We start from the raw sequence: 17,134 nt of genomic DNA on the forward strand, positions 1-17,134 counted from the left end.
CGTGAGAGATGGAAATGACAACAGCCGCTTCGACTCCGATTTCGGGCGTAATGTTCCAAAGGCCCATTCCAATTCTGCGGATGTTCGACGTTGCGAAGGCGCGCGAGTTCTACTGTGATTTCTTGGGTTTCATGGTGACTATGGAGCATCGTTTCGAGCCGGGGCTCCCGCTTTACATGGCTGTGGAGCGAGGAGGGCTCGAGTTCCATCTGTCCGAGCATCATGGCGATGCAAGTCCAGGCTCCACCACTTTCGTATGGACGGTTGGCATCGCCGCCTACCATGCCGAATTGGCATCGAAGGAATACCGCTACGGGCGCCCCGGCATTGATCACCTGCCTTGGGGCGAACAACTCGAAGTCCACGATCCTTTTGGAAATCGCATCCGCTTCTGCGAGAAGAGGGGATAGCCGTGTCAATTTCAGACATAATCTATCGTCCGTTCGAAAATTTGATCCGCCCGTTAGATATACCCTATAGACCTCTTCCACCCACAGGGCCTGTCGCGGTTCTCTTGCATTTCATATCAATGTTTCGCGGCGTCCTGATGCTACTAGCATTTTCCGCGATGGCGATGGAAGCGATCAACTTGTCGATCGTTTGGGGGTTGTCGGTCATCGTCGATGGCGTAACCAGGCAGGGTGCTTCCGCCTTCCTGGCCGATGAATGGCCGTTGCTGACCTTTTTGGGGCTCCTGATCTTCCCCGCAATGCCGATCGCCTCGTTCTTACTCAACACGCTTCAATCGCATACACTTGGTATCGGCATGCCTGCGGCGATCCAATGGCAGGGCCACAAGGCGGTCGAGGGGCAGGATCTGGCTTTCTTCCACGAGCTATTTGCCGGACAGGTCGCCTCACGTCTGCAGCAGGTATCTTCCGCAGTTCAGCAGCAGATCATTGCTGCCTTCCAGACTGTTCCGCGCTTCTTACTGCAGATGATCGGTTCCGTGGTCTTGCTCAGCGCTCTGTCTTGGCAACTCGCCCTGCCTGTTGTCATCTGGATCGCGCTCAACGTGGCATACACCGTCAAAACAGTCCCCACTTTTGCAGAGCGCTCTCGCCGCACTGCAAAGCAGCGAAGCCTGGTTGCTGGCGCCCTGACCGATCTCTACACCAATATGCAGATGATCAAGCAGTTCGCGGCCGAAGACAGCGAGGCAGGCGCGATCCGTCGCACCATTCAGAAGTCCGTCCAAACGCAACAGAGCGAACAGCGCATTTACCGCACCTCCGAACTCGCTGTGGTTATTCTCAACACGCTATTGTGGCTAAGCATCCTGTCGATCGGATTTTCCGGGCTGGTCAAGGGCTTCCTCTCGGTCGGCCAGTTTGTCGGCGCCGTCTATATTCTTCAGCGACTCTCCACGCAGATCTTCGTCTTCTTGCAAATGGGCCAGCAGATCTTCCAGGCAGTTGGCACAATCAAGGACGCGATGCCGGTCATGACGACGCCACCCACAATCGTTGATCAGCTCAACGCTGCTGACCTGGTGGTCGATCGCGGCGAAATTCGGTTTCAAAACGTGTCCTTTACCTACAAGTCTGGAAAACCCGTGATCGATAATCTTTCGCTGACCATCCAGGCTGGCGAAAAGATCGGCCTGGTTGGCCTTTCCGGCGCCGGCAAGACGACACTTGTAAGCCTTTTGCTGCGGTTTTATGACATCCAGAATGGCGCAATCCTGATCGACGGACAGGACATCAGCGAGGTCACCCAAGGAAGCCTTCGCCGCAACATCGGTGTGATCGCGCAGGATGTCGCGCTATTGCACCGTTCTGTTGGTGATAACATCAGATACGGCCGCCCAGAGGCGACGCAGCAACAGATTGAACAAGTGGCAAAGACATCGCGGGCTGACATGTTCATAGCCGATCTCACAGATGGCGAAGGGCGCAAGGGCTACGAGGCATTCGTCGGCGACCGCGGCATCAAACTTTCCGGCGGTCAACGGCAACGCGTGGCCATCGCCAGAGTATTGCTAAAGGACGCGCCCATCCTTGTGCTGGATGAGGCAACATCCGCCCTCGACAGTGAATCGGAGGCGGCCATCCAGGAAAAGCTCGAACTGCTGATGGCGGGAAAGACGGTCATTGCCATCGCACATCGGCTATCGACAATTGCGATGATGGACAGGATCGTTGTTCTCGACCATGGCCGTATCGTGGAGGAGGGCAGGCCCGAGGAGCTGATAATGAGCGATGGCTTGTTTGCCCGTCTGTGGAAGCGCCAGACAGGTGGCTTCATTCCAGAGGATGAATAGCTAGCCCAGTCGATTGAAAATCTCGCTGCAAAAAGATTGCATTGGCAGCCATGCCTCCATATGGCGACAGAATTCCGCCACGATACGGCAAATCTCGAAGAGACATGAATAATGGAGGGCAACTACTCGCGCCTCATGCCGCAGCGTTTTGCGCGAGCGACATGTGCGATCCTCTTAACCTCACTCCTCCCTTACGGGTACCGACCCCAACAGGAGACGCAGCCGTTCGTCAGGATCAGGTTGCCCGCTAGAATCTCAGGAACATCACAACCCCGCTCTCAACAATTTCATCTATCTCCTCAGGCATGGGTGCCGCGTCATCGCCCATGGCTCATATCCAGAGCACGGCCTCATCGATCAGGTCCGGGAATTGCTTTGCGGCAATGCCGGGATTTGAGACCTCCAAGATGCCTCGTCCTCCTAATTCGGCGACATAGCTCTTCACCGCGGCAACGATGAGGGAAGCTGAGCAGCGGAGATGCGCGGCCACGACCTTCCAATTCGAGAATATCATCGACAACACCGATTTGAAATGATTGTGTTCTCTCATCGGCTGGCAGAAAACCAGCACAAATGAAACGATTATGCCGCGAGGTAGGAATGAAACGCCCCACTATCACGGATGTTGCCAAAGCCGCAGGTGTGAGTGTCGCGACGGTAGACCGCGTCTTGAACGGCCGCTTGCCTGTCCGTGAAGAGACGTCAAAAAAAGTGTTCGCCGCTGCAGAGCGCCTGAGCTTTCATGCAACGAATGTAATTCGTCAAAGGATGATGGCTGATTTGCCGATGTACTCCTTCGGCATTGTCCTTAGAAAGGAACGGCAGGAGTTCTACCAGTTGTTTGCCTCTGAACTCCAGATGGCCGCCGCCGCAGTCAAGGATCGCCACATCCAAATCACAATACAGTATTTGAAAACAGGCGAGCCGACAGAACTGTCGGAAATGATGCTGGGCTTGTCTGGAAAGGTATCTGCCATTGCGGCTACGGGTCCAGACCATCACGACGTAACCGCCGCCGTTTCTGCATTGAAGGCCAAAGGTATTCCCACATTTTCTCTATTGACGGATTTCGCTCAAGGGGTTCGAGAAGCATATCTCGGAACGAACAACATGAAGGTCGGCCGTAGCGCCGCGTGGCTGATCTCAAAACTCTCACCAAGCCCCGGCAAAGTTCTCCTTTTCCTGGGTGGTCACCGTTTCCATGGACATTCTCTGAGAGAAATGGGATTTCGGGCTTACATGCGTGAATTCGCCCCAGATTTTCAGGTATTGGACGCACTTATTAATCTAGAAACGCGTCACCTAACCTATGAGATGATGATGGATACGCTGTCACGTCATCCGGACCTTATCGGAGTCTATTGCATTGGCGGCGGTATGGAAGGCGTCATCGAAGCCCTCAATCAAAGTCCGCGCTCCGAACAGATCGCTTGCCTTGTCAACGAACTTACACCGCAGTCCAGACAGGCACTGCTGGAGCGCAGAATTTCCGGTGTTTTTCAAACCCCGCTGCGCGACTTATGCAGCGATCTGATTTCTACGATGATCCACACCATAGAGCACGGCATGGCGGAAAGTCCGGGGCAGCGATTTTTCCCTGCCCATTTATGGGTCCCTGAAAGTCTATGATAGTTTGATAGATAATGGCAGGCGCTGACTGTCTGATTCTATCACGGCTGAAAGATATAGCTGTCAAGGAGCTGTTGACCACATCATCTCTCTCAGACAATTGTGCCTTGCGACGGCGGAGACAGGAGGCCGTCGCCCAGAACTCAACAAGTAAAGTATCGCTCACGTTTCCGATTCCTGCTGACCGTTGCAAATCGGAGGAGGAGTAGTGCTGTCTTTTCTAAAGAGCGATGGTGACTGGTGACATTTTGAGGAGGAACTTCAATTGAAAAAGCATCTCATGGTCGTCGCATTTGCAACACTGCTGGCGACATCCGCTTCTGCCCAAACAATCGGCGTCTCTATGGCGCTTTTCGACGATAACTTTCTTACCGTTCTTCGGAATGGCATGACGGACTACGCGAAAAAGAAGGACGGTGTTACCCTCCAAGTCGAAGATGCGCAGAACGACGTTGGCAAGCAGCTCAGCCAAGTCCAGAATTTTGTTGCTTCTGGTGTGGACGCAATCATTGTCAACCCCGTTGACACGGATGGAACTGCGGCAATTTCGCAGGCAGCTGCCGCCGCAGGTATTCCGCTTGTCTATGTCAATCGACAGCCGGTGAATGTCGATCAGCTTCCTGAAAAACAGGCATTCGTGGCGTCCGACGAAAAACAGTCTGGAACTCTGCAGACGAAAGAAGTTTGTCGCATTCTGAAGGAAGCCGGCAAGAAGGAAGCCAAAGCTGTCGTTATGATGGGTGAACTGTCCAACCAGGCAGCTCGTACCAGAACCCAAGACATCAAGGACGTGATTGCGACACCGGACTGCAGCTTCATCAAGATTGTTGAAGAGCAGACGGCCAACTGGTCACGCACCCAGGGCGCCGATCTTATGACCAACTGGCTGTCGGCTGGAGTTCAATTCGATGCCGTCATCGCTAACAATGATGAGATGGCAATTGGGGCTATCCAATCGCTGAAAGCGGCTGGTAAGGATATGAAGTCTGTTGTTGTCGCAGGCATCGACGCCACACAGGATGCCCTTGCTTCCGTAGCTTCAGGCGATCTTGATGTCACCGTCTTCCAAAATGCTGCCGGGCAGGGGAGGGGCGCCGTCGATGCTGCGCTTAAGCTTGCTGGCGGCCAGACGATCGAGAAGAAGGGTTACGTTCCATTCGAACTCGTTACCCCGGCAAATCTCAAGAACTACCAGGCCAAGAACTAAAATAGCTCTGCGTAACGGAGGGGATGGCTATGCCTTCTCCTTCGGGACGGAGTGACGGAGGAAAAGCCATGGTCAGTCCCACAACAGCGGCGGCTATCAAACGGATGCTCGACGCTACCGAAGTTGATGGTCTGCTTTCAATCGAAGGAATTCGCAAGGAATTCCCCGGGGTTGTTGCACTGGATAATGTTCAACTGCGTGTTCGACCCGGAACGGTCCATGCCCTTATGGGCGAAAATGGTGCCGGCAAATCAACGCTCATGAAAATCATTGCGGGAATATACCAGCCTGATGCCGGTGAAATCCGCATTCGTGGCGTCCCAACAGTCCTGAAATCGCCGCTCGATGCACTTGAGCAGGGCATCGCGATGATCCACCAGGAACTTCAGTTGATGAACTGGATGACCGTGGCCGAAAACATTTGGATAAGGCGGGAGCCCAAAAACCGTTTCGGCCTCATAGACCATTCCAAAATGGTGAAGATGTCGGAGGAGCTTTTCGGTCGTTTGAACATTTCACTCGATCCTCGTTCGCAAGTGTCGGAGCTAACGGTGGCGCAAAAGCAAATGGTCGAGATTGCTCGCGCCGTGAGCTACGAGTCATCTATCCTTATCATGGACGAACCGACCTCGGCGTTGACCGACCGTGAGGTTGAGCACCTCTTTTCCATCATCCGCAGCTTGCGTGAACGCGGCATTGGAATTGTCTACATCACGCACAAGATGAACGAGTTGTTCGAGATTGCCGATGAGTTTACGGTCTTCCGTGACGGCAAATACGTCGGTACACATTTCTCGAAAGATGTTAATCGCGACGATATCATCCGTATGATGGTCGGCCGTGACATCACTGATATGTTCCCCAAGATCGATTGCCCCATTGGCAATGTGATCCTCGAAGTGAAAAACCTTACAATCCCTGGCGTCTTCCACGATATCTCCTTTACTCTAAGACGAGGTGAAATCCTGGGTCTGGCGGGCTTGGTCGGGTCCAAACGATCGAACGTCGCTGAAGCCATCTTCGGGGTTACGCCAGCGACATCGGGCCAAATTCTAATTGAAGGCCAGCCGGTCAGCATCGACAGTCCCAGCGCCGCGATGTCACAGGGTCTTGCGTTTCTGACGGAGGACCGCAAGGAAACGGGTTGTTTCCTGATCTTGAATTGCCTTGAAAATATTCAATCCGCGTTGATCACGCGCTCCCACGTCAAGGCGGGATTTGTCGACCAGGCGACGGTGACAAAGCTCGCCGAGGACATGGCGGCAACGCTTCGGGTAAAAACCCCGAACCTTTATGAAGCCGTTGAGAACCTGTCAGGCGGAAACCAGCAGAAGTTGCTGATCGCGAGATGGCTGCTGACAAAGCCGCGCATTCTTATTCTTGATGAACCGACCCGCGGCATCGATGTGGGAGCCAAAGCGGAAATACATCGACTCATCACCGGTTTGGCAGCTGAGGGGGTCGCTGTCCTGATGATATCGTCAGAACTTCCGGAAGTGCTGGGAATGAGTGACCGCATCGTCGTCATGCATGAAGGACGCGTCGCAGGCGTGCTCGATCGCGCTGAAGCATCTCAAGTCAAAATAATGGACCTAGCTGCACGCTAGTCGTGCACCGTGGGAGGAATATTGCATTATGAATATGACGACACAAACCAGTGCCCACGACGCGCCAGCCCGGCGTCGGTTGCCGCCCGAATTGACGATACTTCTCGTCCTTATTGGTATCTCCTTGACGTTCGAACTTCTCGGCTGGATCCTGCAGGGACAGAGCTTTCTTGGAAACACACAGCGCCTGTCGATCATGATCTTGCAGGTCTCGGTCATCGGGATCATCGCAATTGGTGTTACACAAGTCATTATATCCAACGGCATCGATCTTAGCTCTGGTTCAATCGTTGGGGCAACGGCGATGATCTCTATGAGTCTGGCGCAAGTTGGCTCGTATGAAAGAGCGCTATACCCCAGCCTGACTGATCTTCCCGTCATCGTACCTATCGTGGCCGGTTTGCTCGTCGGTCTTATTTGCGGTGCGATCAATGGATTGCTGATCGCTTACACCAAGATCCCTGCCTTTATTGCAACCCTGGGCATGATGGTGACGGCGCGTGGCTTTGCCAAATGGTACACCAAAGGCCAGCCCATCAGCTTCCCAACGGATAGTTTCGCAGCGATCGGCAAGGGTTTGGCGCCCGTTGCGATTTTTCTGGCGGTCGCGGCAATCATGCACGTCGTCCTGCGCTACACCCGGTATGGAAAATTTACCTATGCGATCGGCGCCAATTCGCAGGCCGCACGCGTATCCGGCATCAACGTCGAACGCCATATCGTAAAGGTCTACGCGGTGGCCGGTCTGTTGTCGGGGCTGGCGGGGATCGTCGTGGCATCACGCGGCCTGACAGCGCAGGCAGGTATGGGCATCAGCTACGAACTCGACGCCATTGCCATGGCCGTGATCGGGGGCGTCTCGTTGTCAGGCGGACGAGGATCGGTTTTGGGAACATTGATCGGCATGGTCATCTTCGGCGTCATTATCTCCGGTTTCACATTCTTGCGGCTCGATGCTTACTACCAGGAAATGCTCAAGGGCGTGATCATTGTCGCAGCCGTGGTGGCTGACATGTACAGGCAACGCAAGCGCTTGAAATCCTGACACCTAACCCCATCAATCCCCTTCGCCGGGATGTTTGGTAAATCTGAAAATCAGATCTGTTGAGTAATTCAATGAAGAAGTTTTTGATAACGGTAGCACTTTGCCTGATCGGTCTTCCTACCATGGCCGAGACTCGGGTCGCCGTCAGCATGACGTCGTTCGATAACCCGTTCCTGGCAATCCTATTGAACGGCATCCGCTCTGGAGCAGAGCACGCCGGGAACATCAATCTGGTTACGGAAGATGCGCAGTTAGACCCTGCAAAGCAGCTAAGCCAGGTGCAGAATTTCATTGCAAACGGGGTCGATGCCATCATCGTCAATGCCGTTGACGGTGACTCGACGGCGGCGATTACGCGGGCGGCTGCTGACGCCAAGATACCGCTCGTCTATGTGAACCATCCGCCGGCTGAACTCGATTCCGGTCTGCCCGCAGGCACAGCCTTTGTTGGCTCCAATGAAACGGATTCCGGCACCATGCAGGCACAGGCGGCCTGCAAGCTCATGGGCGGCAAGGGCCGGGCCGTTATCCTGATGGGACCACTCGAAAACCATGCGGCTCTGGTTCGCACCAAGGATGTCGAGGGCATCTTCGCTAGCCCTGACTGCAAAATCCAGGTGGCAGAAAAGCAAACTGCAAACTGGAACAGAACACAGGCCAAAGATCTGGTTTCCTCGTGGCTTACGGCTGGCGTGAAGTTCGACGCTGTAATTGCCAACAATGATGAAATGGCCATTGGCGCCTCACAAGCATTGAAGGCTGCCAGCGTCGATATGAAGGATGTCGTCATCGCAGGCATTGACGCGACGCCGGATGGTCTCGCGGCTATGAAGGCCAGCGATATTGACATCACCGTCTACCAGAATGCGACGAGGCAGGGCGAGGTCGCGATTCAAGCTGCCGCCAAAATGGCAGCCGGCGAAGATGTTGAGAAGACGCTCTGGGTGCCCTTCGAACTCGTCACACCCGAAAACCTGCCGACCTACAAGTAATGCGGCAAGGTTCAAACCTACCGTCGACCTACGGGAGCTTTCAATGAAACACACACTCGACCCCCATATGTTCCGGCATCTGTCGCTTGAAGACACCTGCAGGAAAGTTGCCGATCTCGGCTATGACTACGTGGAACTGTCGCCCCGTCCCGATTTCCTTTCCTGGTGGACAAGGCCGAAGGTTTATCCGGAGCGCGTCGCCAGCTTCAAGAAGGCGCTGAAGGATCACGGTGTTGGCCTTGCGACGCTCCAGCCAATGTACCGCTGGGCGAGCCCCTATCAGGATGAGTGGGATAATGCGATCGACAACTGGAAGCGCGTCATCGAGATCGCGGTCGAGATGGATGGCCCGATGCTCGTTTCTGAGTTCGGTCGCGGCGGCTCGCCGGACCGCAGCCTGAACGACCGCTCCGGTCTTCATCGTCCCGAAACCTGCGAGGCTCAGTTCTTCCGCGCCATGGATATTCTTGTGCCGCTCCTCGAAAAGGAGAGCCTTACCCTGTCGCTGGAAGCGCATCCGGAAGATTGGATCGAACAGATCGCACCGGCCGTCGATATCATCAAGACGATCAACTCGCCGTCTGTCAAAGCCTCGTTCATCGTGCCGCACACGTTCTTCTACGGTCCCGACATGGTCGCCAATTTGCGCGCGACAGAGGGGCATCTGGTGCATGTCAGGCTGGCAGACACTTACGACCACAACAAGTCGTCGGAGCTCCGCTACATCGTCAACCCTCCGGGTTCCAAGGTGCGCGTCCATCAACACACCGACTTTGGTCAGGGCGAGATCAATTTCGATACTTTCTTCGCGACGCTCGCAGACATGAAATTCGACGGTGTCCTCTCCAACTGCGTGTTCGCATGGGAAGACCGCGTTGATGAGAGCGCGCGCTTCATGCTCAACGAAACCCGGCGCTATGTAGCCAAATACTGGAAAGATGCCTGAAATGACAGTTAGAATTGGGGTTATCGGGACGGGTGCTATCGGGCGTGACCACGCGCGTCGGATCAATCACGTCCTCGGTGGGGCAAAGATCGTCGCCTTCAGTGATGTCAACAGGGCGTCGGCGGAAGCAGTCAAGGCAGACGTTGCGCCGGATGCGGCGATCTTCGATACAGGCGAGGCATTGATTGCGTCGCCGGATGTCGATGCCGTTCTCGTAACTTCCTGGGGCGCAACGCATGAACAATACGTTCTGGCAGCGATCGCTGCCGGCAAGCCATGCTTCTGCGAAAAGCCTCTGGCCACGACCGCCGATGGCGGTAAGCGCATCGTCGATGCGGAAGTCGCCCATGGAAAACGTCTGGTGCAGGTCGGCTTCATGCGCCGCTACGATGCGGGCTACGTCGCCCTGAAGAAGGTGGTCGACAGCCAGATCGGTGCGCCGATCATGGTCCATGCAGCGCACCGGAACCCGGCCGTGCCCGAGCAATACCTAACCCCGATGGCGATCCACGACACAATGATCCACGAGATCGACGTGTTGCGGTGGCTGCTCAACGACGACTACGTTTCTGCCCGCGTTCTTTTTCCGCGGGCCTCCGCCCGTAGCCATGCAAAGCTTCGCGATCCCCAGATCGTCATCCTCGAAACCGCCAAGGGCACAATCATCGACGTCGAGATCTTCGTGAACTGCCACTACGGCTACGACATCCAGTGCCAAGTGGTTGGCGAGGACGGCATCGCGAACTTGCCTGATCCGATGGCCATTCCCATTCGTCTCGGCGCCAAGCAGCAGAGCGAGATCCTGACGGACTGGAAGGATCGCTTCATCGCCAGCTACGATGTTGAACTACAGGATTTCATCCATGCGGCCGCCAAAGGGACCGCCTCCGGTCCGACTTCGTGGGACGGCTACGTCGCCGCGATCACATCGGATGCCTGCGTCAGCGCGCAGGAAGCCGAAGGTACGGCCATCGCCATCAACCTTCCCGCCCGTCCGGCCCTTTATAACTGAGGTCTTCCATGCGCTTTGCAATCAACCACATCACGGCTCCAAAGCTTCCGCTCGGGGAATTCTTTGACACAGCCCGTCGTCTCGGTCTGACGGAGGTCGAAATCCGCAACGACATTCCGGATGTCGTCAACACTATGGATCCCGCCGACGTCAAGGAGGCAGCAAAAAAGGCTGGCGTCGACATCGTCTCGATCAACGCTCTCTACCCGTTTAACGTATGGTCGGGGGACCTGCCCGCTAAAGCTTTGGCGCTTGCCGACTATGCGGCAGCCAGCGGTGCGAAGGCGCTGGTCATGTGCCCCTTGAACGATGGCACCAAGGTGTCCTTCGATGATCTCGTCGCAGCGCTGAAAGCCATGAAGCCCATCCTGCAAGAGCGCGGCTTGACCGGGCTCGTCGAGCCTCTTGGCTTCCCGATCTCATCGCTTCGGACCAAGAAGGAGGCCTTGCGTGCCATCGATGCTGCCGAAGGCAGCGATGTCTACAAACTTATGCACGATACGTTTCATCATCATCTCGCGGGTGAAACCGAGTTCTTCCCGGACAGGACGGGTCTCGTTCATATCTCGGGCGTCGTCGATCCAAGCGTTCGGGTAGACGACATGCTTGATGCACATCGTGTCTTGGTCGATTCACATGACCGGTTGGAAAACATTGCGCAGATCAAGACCCTCATAGCCGCTGGATACCAAGGCCCTTATAGTTTTGAGCCGTTTGCGGAGGAGGTCCACCAGCTCTCTGATCCCGAGACGTCCGTTCGCGAAAGCATGGACTACGTATCGTCTCAGCTTTGATCCAACAACGCCCGTGCCTGCGCGAAACGTGCTGGCACGGGTATGCCCACGAACTGCCGCGATGCCGGAGAATAGTATGAACAAATCACTGGATGTCATCACGATCGGACGATCTTCCGTCGATCTTTACGGGGCTCAAATCGGCGGCCGCTTGGAAGATATGGGGTCTTTCAACAAATATCTCGGCGGATCCCCCACCAATATCGCTGCTGGCACCGCGCGCTTGGGTCTGCGTTCTGCCCTGATCACACGGGTTGGTGATGAGCATATGGGGCGTTTCATTCGTGAGGAGCTTGAGCGCGAAGGTGTCGATGTCACGGGTGTGAAGACAGACCCAGAGCGGCTAACGGCGCTGGTTCTGCTGGGTATTCGTGACGAAGAAAAATTCCCACTTATTTTTTACCGTGAAAATTGCGCCGACATGGCGCTTTGCGAAGACGACATTGACGAGGCGCTGATTGCCCGTTCACTGTCGGTGGTCGCGACCGGCACCCATCTGAGCCATCCGCGAACCGAAAAGGCTGTGCGGAAAGCTCTGGAGCTGGCGCGAAAGCACGGCGCGCGAACCGCGCTCGATATCGACTACCGACCGAACCTCTGGGGCCTGGCGGGCCATGGAGACGGCGAGAGCCGTTTTGTTGAAAGTGGTTCTGTTACGGCCAAGCTTCAGGCGACGCTTCACCTCTTCGACCTCATTGTCGGGACAGAAGAAGAGTTTCATATCGCAGGCGGTTCGACCGACACAATCAAGGCTTTGCGTGCGGTGCGCAGTGTGTCGAGCGCAACGCTTGTCTGCAAGCGCGGTGCCGATGGGGCCGTCGCGTTTAGTGGCGCCATCCCCAATACGCTCAACGAAGGCGAAAGCGGTCCGGGTTACCCCATCGAGGTCTTCAACGTGCTGGGTGCGGGCGACGGTTTCATGTCCGGTCTCATTAAAGGGTGGCTGGAACACGCACCGTGGCCCCGAGCGCTGCAATATGCCAATGCCTGCGGCGCGTTCGCGGTCAGCCGCCACGGCTGCACACCCGCATATCCCTCTCTGCAGGAGCTCGATTTTTTCCTGAAACGCGGTGTCACGAACAGGGCGCTGCGCCACGATTCCGAGCTGGAGCAGATCCATTGGGCAACCAACCGTCATAATGACTGGTCGACGATGCGGGTTTTCGCCTTCGATCACCGTGTCCAACTGGAAGTGATGGAGGGTGCCACACCGCAAAGAATCAGCCGTTTTAAGGAACTGTGCCTTCAGGCGGCACTCAAAGTGCACAACGGACAGTCCGGCTACGGCATTTTATGTGACAATCGGCTTGGGCGCCGCGCTCTTCAGGCGGCATCCGGCACGGGTCTTTGGATCGGTCGGCCCGTCGAATGGCCGGCCTCCCGTCCCTTGACCCTGGAGCCTGAAATCGGTCCCGACTTTGGTGGGCTGGATGAATGGCCACTGGACAATGTCGTTAAGGTTCTGTGTTTCTGCCATCCAGACGATGCCCCCGATGTGCGGGACGCCCAGGAAGACACGATCAAAAGGCTTTTCGCCGCCGCGCGGCGAAACCGCCTGGAGTTTCTGCTGGAGATCATTCCGTCGAAGGTGGGCGGTGTTGATGACAACACCAATGCGGCATTGATCCGCCGGTTCTACAGCATTGGCATCTATCCCGACTGGTGGAAGCTGGAGCCGATGGCAAGCGGGGAAGCCTGGGAAAATGCCTGTAGCGCCATCACCGACAACGACCCAAACACACGCGGCATTGTCGTCCTCGGCCTTGATGCGCCGGAGGACGAGCTGGCCGCGAGTTTCAAGATCGCGGCAAGCTTCCCGCTGGTGAAGGGCTTTGCGGTGGGGCGAACGATCTTCGCGAAGGCGGCCCGAGAATGGCTTGCCGGTGAGATCAGCGATGTGGAAGCCGTACAGGATATGCAAGCGCGCTACCGTCGCCTCTGCGTCCTCTGGGACACAGCGCGGACGGCGGCGCAAGTAAACGAAGCGGCGGCTCCGTCGCAGGGAGGACTTTGACATGATCGACACCATTCGCCTGACGGCGGCACAAGCCATGTTCCGCTGGCTTTCCGTGCAGATGACCGAAGACGGGGACCGCTTTATCGAGGGTGTGTGGGCGATCTTCGGCCATGGCAATGTCGCCGGCATCGGCGAGGCCCTGCATGGTATTGGTGCAAAGTTGCCGACATGGCGCGGACAGAACGAGCAGACGATGGCGCATGCCGCAATCGCCTATGCCAAAACGAAGCGCCGCCGGAAAGCCATGGCGGTGACGTCTTCCATCGGCCCCGGCTCGACCAATCTCGTGACGGCCGCAGCGTTGGCCCATGTCAACCGCCTGCCTGTCCTCTTCATTCCTGGAGACGTCTTTGCCAATCGCCGGCCGGATCCGGTTCTCCAGCAGATCGAAGATTTCGACGACGGCACGATGAGCGTCACCGACTGCTTCCGTCCGGTCAGCCGCTATTTCGACCGGATCACCCGGCCGGAGCATCTTCTGACCGCACTTCCGCGCGCCCTGCAGGTGATGACGGACCCGACCACATGCGGTCCCGTCACGCTCGCCTTCTGCCAGGACGTTCAGGCGGAAGCCTACGACTATCCTTTATCCTTCTTCGACACGAAGACATGGCGCATTCGGCGACCGGAGCCGGATATGCGCGAGGTCGAGGATGTGGTGACGGCGCTTAAGGCTGCGAAGAACCCGATCATCGTCGCCGGTGGCGGCGTGCTCTATTCCGGCGCCGATGCAGAACTCTTGGGCTTTGCCCGCAAGCACAACATCCCCGTGGTTGAGACGCAGGCGGGCAAAGGGGCGATCGACTGGGAGGAGAGGCTGAACTTCGGCTCTCCTGGCGTGACGGGCACGGATTGCGGTAACGCGATCGCTGCGAAGGCCGACCTGATTTTGGGAGTTGGAACGCGCTTTCAGGACTTCACGACGGGAAGCTGGACGATCTTCGGCAAAGCAGACCGCAAGCTCGTGTCCATCAACCTCACCGGCTACGATGCAGCCAAGCATGGCGCCATTCCGCTGGTTTCCGATGCTAAGGTGGCGCTGGAGCGAATTTCCAAGGGTCTTGGCGAGAATCGTTTTGCCGATCCGGACTTTGCCGCCCGTGATGCCTGGTTCAAGGCGACCGATCAGGTAACTGCAGCCCCGGCGCAGACGAGCGAAAATGTGCTGCCATCGGATGCCCAGGTTATCGGCGCAGTGCAACGGGTCGCCGGAGCACAGACTGTCGCCATGTGCGCGGCCGGAACCATGCCGGGTGCCTTGCAGATCCTCTGGAGGTCGGCGGCCGGCGGCTATCACATGGAATATGGCTATTCCTGCATGGGCTACGAGGTCGCCGGAGCTTTCGGCATCAAGTTGGCGGCACCGGACAAGGAGGTCGTCTGCTTTGTCGGCGACGGCTCCTACATGATGGCGAACTCGGAACTCGCGACGGCCGTGATGATGCGCGTCCCCTTCACGATCGTGCTCACGGACAATCGCGGTTACGGCTGCATCAATCGGCTCCAGCAGGAGTGCGGCGGCGCCGAATTCAACAATATGTATAAGGACAGCAACATCGAGGTGCAGCCCGAGATCGACTTCGTGGCCCATGCCGCTTCGATGGGTGCGCATGCATTGAAGGTGGACGGTATTGCCGGGCTCGAGAAGGAGATCGTGCTCGCCCGCGATCGACGGATCCCGACCGTGATCGTCATCGACACCGAAGCGGAAACTGGTCCGGGTATCGGCGGTGCATGGTGGGATGTCTCCGTCCCAGCAGTCGGCGATACGGACAAGCTGAGACAAGCCCGCGCCCATTACGAGACCAATACCGCTCGCCAGCGCATTAACTGACATTTCGACAGGCCGAAAGGAACGACCATGATACTCTACGGAACAAACCCCATTGCCTGGTCGAATGACGACGATCAGACGATCGGCGCGCATCTGACACTCGAGGACTGCCTGTCGGACTGCCGCAAGATCGGGTTCGACGGCATCGAGAAGGGCCATAAGATGCCGAGCGAGGGCGGTGCGCTGAAAGACGCGCTTGGCGCATTCGGCCTACGCTTCGTCGGCGGGTGGCACTCCACCAATCTTCTCGTCAACGACGTGGAGACCGAGAAGGCGGCACTGCAGGCCTTCATCGACATGACGAAGGCAGCCGGGGGCGACCACATCAATGCTTGCGAATGCTCCAACACCGTCCACGGCAGCGACGGCACGGCGGTCAACGACCGTCCGATCTTGACCGAAAAGCAATGGACGCGTTTTTCCCAAGGTTACGAGGCGCTGTCCGCATTTGCCGCCGAGCAGGGCGTCAAGATGGGATACCACCATCACATGGGCACGATCATCGAGAGCGCTGCTGATATTGACCGGTTCATGAGCATGGCCGGTCCCTATACGCGGCTTCTTCTGGATACGGGTCATTGTACCTTCGGCGGCGCCGATCCAGTCGAGGTGGCGACAAAGTACATGGACCGCGTGACGCATATCCATGCCAAGAACATTCGCGCGGACATTATGAGACGGGTGCGCTCCGAAAATCTCTCCTTTCTCGACGGTGTGCGCCTTGGCGTATTCACCGTTCCGGGAGATCCTGAGGGATGTGTGGATTTCGCCCCGGTCCTCAAGGTTGCGGCCGATCACAACTATTCGGGCTGGCTCGTCATCGAGGCCGAACAGGACAGCGCGGTCCGCGAGCCGTTCCTCTTCCAGAACATGGGCCTGAAGGCGCTGAAGGCGATTTCGCGAGAGATTGGCCTCGACAGGTCCACTGTCAGCATCCAAGGGGAACAGCTACAGTGAGCATCTTGCGGCGCAAACCTTTCGGCAGTCACGGCAAGGTCCATGAAATCACCCCCCAATCGGCAGGCTGGCGCTATGTCGGCTTCTGCCTCTATCGCCTGCGGGAAGGCGAAACCATCGATGAGGCGACCGGCGACCGGGAAGCGATCCTGGTGATGGTCGAGGGCAAGGCCCGCTTCACCGCGGCAGGCAGCGACTGGGGCGAACTCGGCGACCGCATGAACGTCTTCGAAAAGACCCCGCCGCATTGCCTTTATGTGCCGAACGGCGAGCACTGGGAAGCGCGCGCCACGACCGACTGCACGATCGGCGTCTGCCATGCCCCCGGCAAGGGCGGCCACAAAGCCCGACGGATTGGTCCGGATGGAATCGCGCTCACGCCGCGTGGGGTAGGTGCGAACGAGCGTTTTATCAACAACATCGCCATGGAGGCAGACAATTATTGCGACAGCCTTCTGGTCACGGAGGTCTTCACGCCCGCCGGCAACTGGTCGTCCTATCCGAGCCACCGCCACGACGAGGACGATTTCCCCCGGATCACCTATCTGGAGGAGACGTATTATCATCGGCTCAATCCCGAACAGGGTTTTGGCGTCCAGCGGGTCTACACGGAAGATGGTGCGCTGGACGAAACGATCGCCGTGAAGTCGCACGACGTCGTCCTCGTGCCGCGCGGCCATCACCCCTGCGGCGCGCCCTACGGCTTCGAGATGTACTACCTCAACGTCATGGCAGGTCCGTTACGAAACTGGCGTTTCATCCCCGACCCTGCCGTCCAGTGGATCATCGATCGCGACACTAAGGCGTGACCGCCTGGCGAAAGGACATATC

14 protein-coding genes are annotated in these 17,134 nt (G+C 57.0%); all 14 read left to right on the forward strand.

Annotated features, from left to right (window positions below; translation table 11 throughout):
* The first annotated feature begins 14 nt into the window (after positions 1-14).
* Positions 15-410 (forward strand): glyoxalase superfamily protein, encoded by a 396-nt coding sequence (locus J5274_RS21995; protein ID WP_219275060.1) that lies wholly within the window; start codon positions 15-17, stop codon positions 408-410.
* A gap of 2 nt (positions 411-412) precedes the next feature.
* On the forward strand, positions 413-2,263 hold the full coding sequence (locus J5274_RS22000) for an ABC transporter ATP-binding protein (RefSeq protein WP_219275061.1): 1,851 nt from the start codon (positions 413-415) through the stop codon (positions 2,261-2,263).
* A 600-nt stretch (positions 2,264-2,863) separates the two neighbouring features.
* Positions 2,864-3,892 carry a substrate-binding domain-containing protein gene (locus J5274_RS22005; protein WP_219275064.1) on the forward strand — a complete coding sequence of 343 codons (1,029 nt, stop codon included), beginning with the start codon at positions 2,864-2,866 and terminating at the stop codon, positions 3,890-3,892.
* Between the two features lie 280 nt (positions 3,893-4,172).
* Entirely contained in the window at positions 4,173-5,099 is a 927-nt protein-coding gene (locus J5274_RS22010; protein ID WP_374113765.1) for a sugar ABC transporter substrate-binding protein, read from the forward strand.
* A gap of 68 nt (positions 5,100-5,167) precedes the next feature.
* Positions 5,168-6,706, forward strand: coding sequence for a sugar ABC transporter ATP-binding protein (locus tag J5274_RS22015; RefSeq protein ID WP_219275066.1), 1,539 nt, complete (start codon positions 5,168-5,170; stop codon positions 6,704-6,706).
* 34 nt (positions 6,707-6,740) lie between these two features.
* Complete coding sequence (locus J5274_RS22020; protein ID WP_219275678.1) at positions 6,741-7,751, forward strand: ABC transporter permease; 1,011 nt, start codon at positions 6,741-6,743, stop codon at positions 7,749-7,751.
* 71 nt (positions 7,752-7,822) lie between these two features.
* The gene (locus J5274_RS22025) at positions 7,823-8,743 is read left to right on the forward strand and encodes a substrate-binding domain-containing protein (RefSeq protein ID WP_219275068.1); all 921 of its coding nucleotides are present in this window, start codon (positions 7,823-7,825) and stop codon (positions 8,741-8,743) included.
* A gap of 43 nt (positions 8,744-8,786) precedes the next feature.
* A complete protein-coding gene (locus J5274_RS22030; protein ID WP_219275069.1) occupies positions 8,787-9,689 on the forward strand; it encodes a sugar phosphate isomerase/epimerase family protein in 903 nt (300 codons plus the stop codon).
* Position 9,690: 1 nt separating this feature from the next.
* The gene (locus tag J5274_RS22035; RefSeq protein ID WP_219275070.1) at positions 9,691-10,701 is read left to right on the forward strand and encodes a Gfo/Idh/MocA family protein; all 1,011 of its coding nucleotides are present in this window, start codon (positions 9,691-9,693) and stop codon (positions 10,699-10,701) included.
* An 8-nt stretch (positions 10,702-10,709) separates the two neighbouring features.
* Positions 10,710-11,495 (forward strand): TIM barrel protein, encoded by a 786-nt coding sequence (locus J5274_RS22040; protein ID WP_219275072.1) that lies wholly within the window; start codon positions 10,710-10,712, stop codon positions 11,493-11,495.
* Positions 11,496-11,571: 76 nt separating this feature from the next.
* Entirely contained in the window at positions 11,572-13,509 is a 1,938-nt protein-coding gene (gene iolC / locus J5274_RS22045; RefSeq protein WP_219275074.1) for a 5-dehydro-2-deoxygluconokinase, read from the forward strand.
* A gap of 1 nt (position 13,510) precedes the next feature.
* Complete coding sequence (iolD, locus tag J5274_RS22050; RefSeq protein WP_219275075.1) at positions 13,511-15,346, forward strand: 3D-(3,5/4)-trihydroxycyclohexane-1,2-dione acylhydrolase (decyclizing); 1,836 nt, start codon at positions 13,511-13,513, stop codon at positions 15,344-15,346.
* A 27-nt stretch (positions 15,347-15,373) separates the two neighbouring features.
* Positions 15,374-16,303, forward strand: a complete 930-nt coding sequence (iolE, locus tag J5274_RS22055; protein ID WP_219275077.1) for a myo-inosose-2 dehydratase — start codon at positions 15,374-15,376, stop codon at positions 16,301-16,303.
* Positions 16,300-17,112 carry a 5-deoxy-glucuronate isomerase gene (gene iolB / locus J5274_RS22060; RefSeq protein WP_219275079.1) on the forward strand — a complete coding sequence of 271 codons (813 nt, stop codon included), beginning with the start codon at positions 16,300-16,302 and terminating at the stop codon, positions 17,110-17,112. Before iolE ends, iolB begins: the two co-directional genes overlap by 4 nt.
* The last annotated feature ends 22 nt before the right edge of the window (positions 17,113-17,134 follow it).

Source organism: Rhizobium sp. L51/94, from assembly GCF_019355555.1.
Taxonomy (GTDB): Bacteria; Pseudomonadota; Alphaproteobacteria; order Rhizobiales; family Rhizobiaceae; genus Rhizobium; species Rhizobium rhododendri.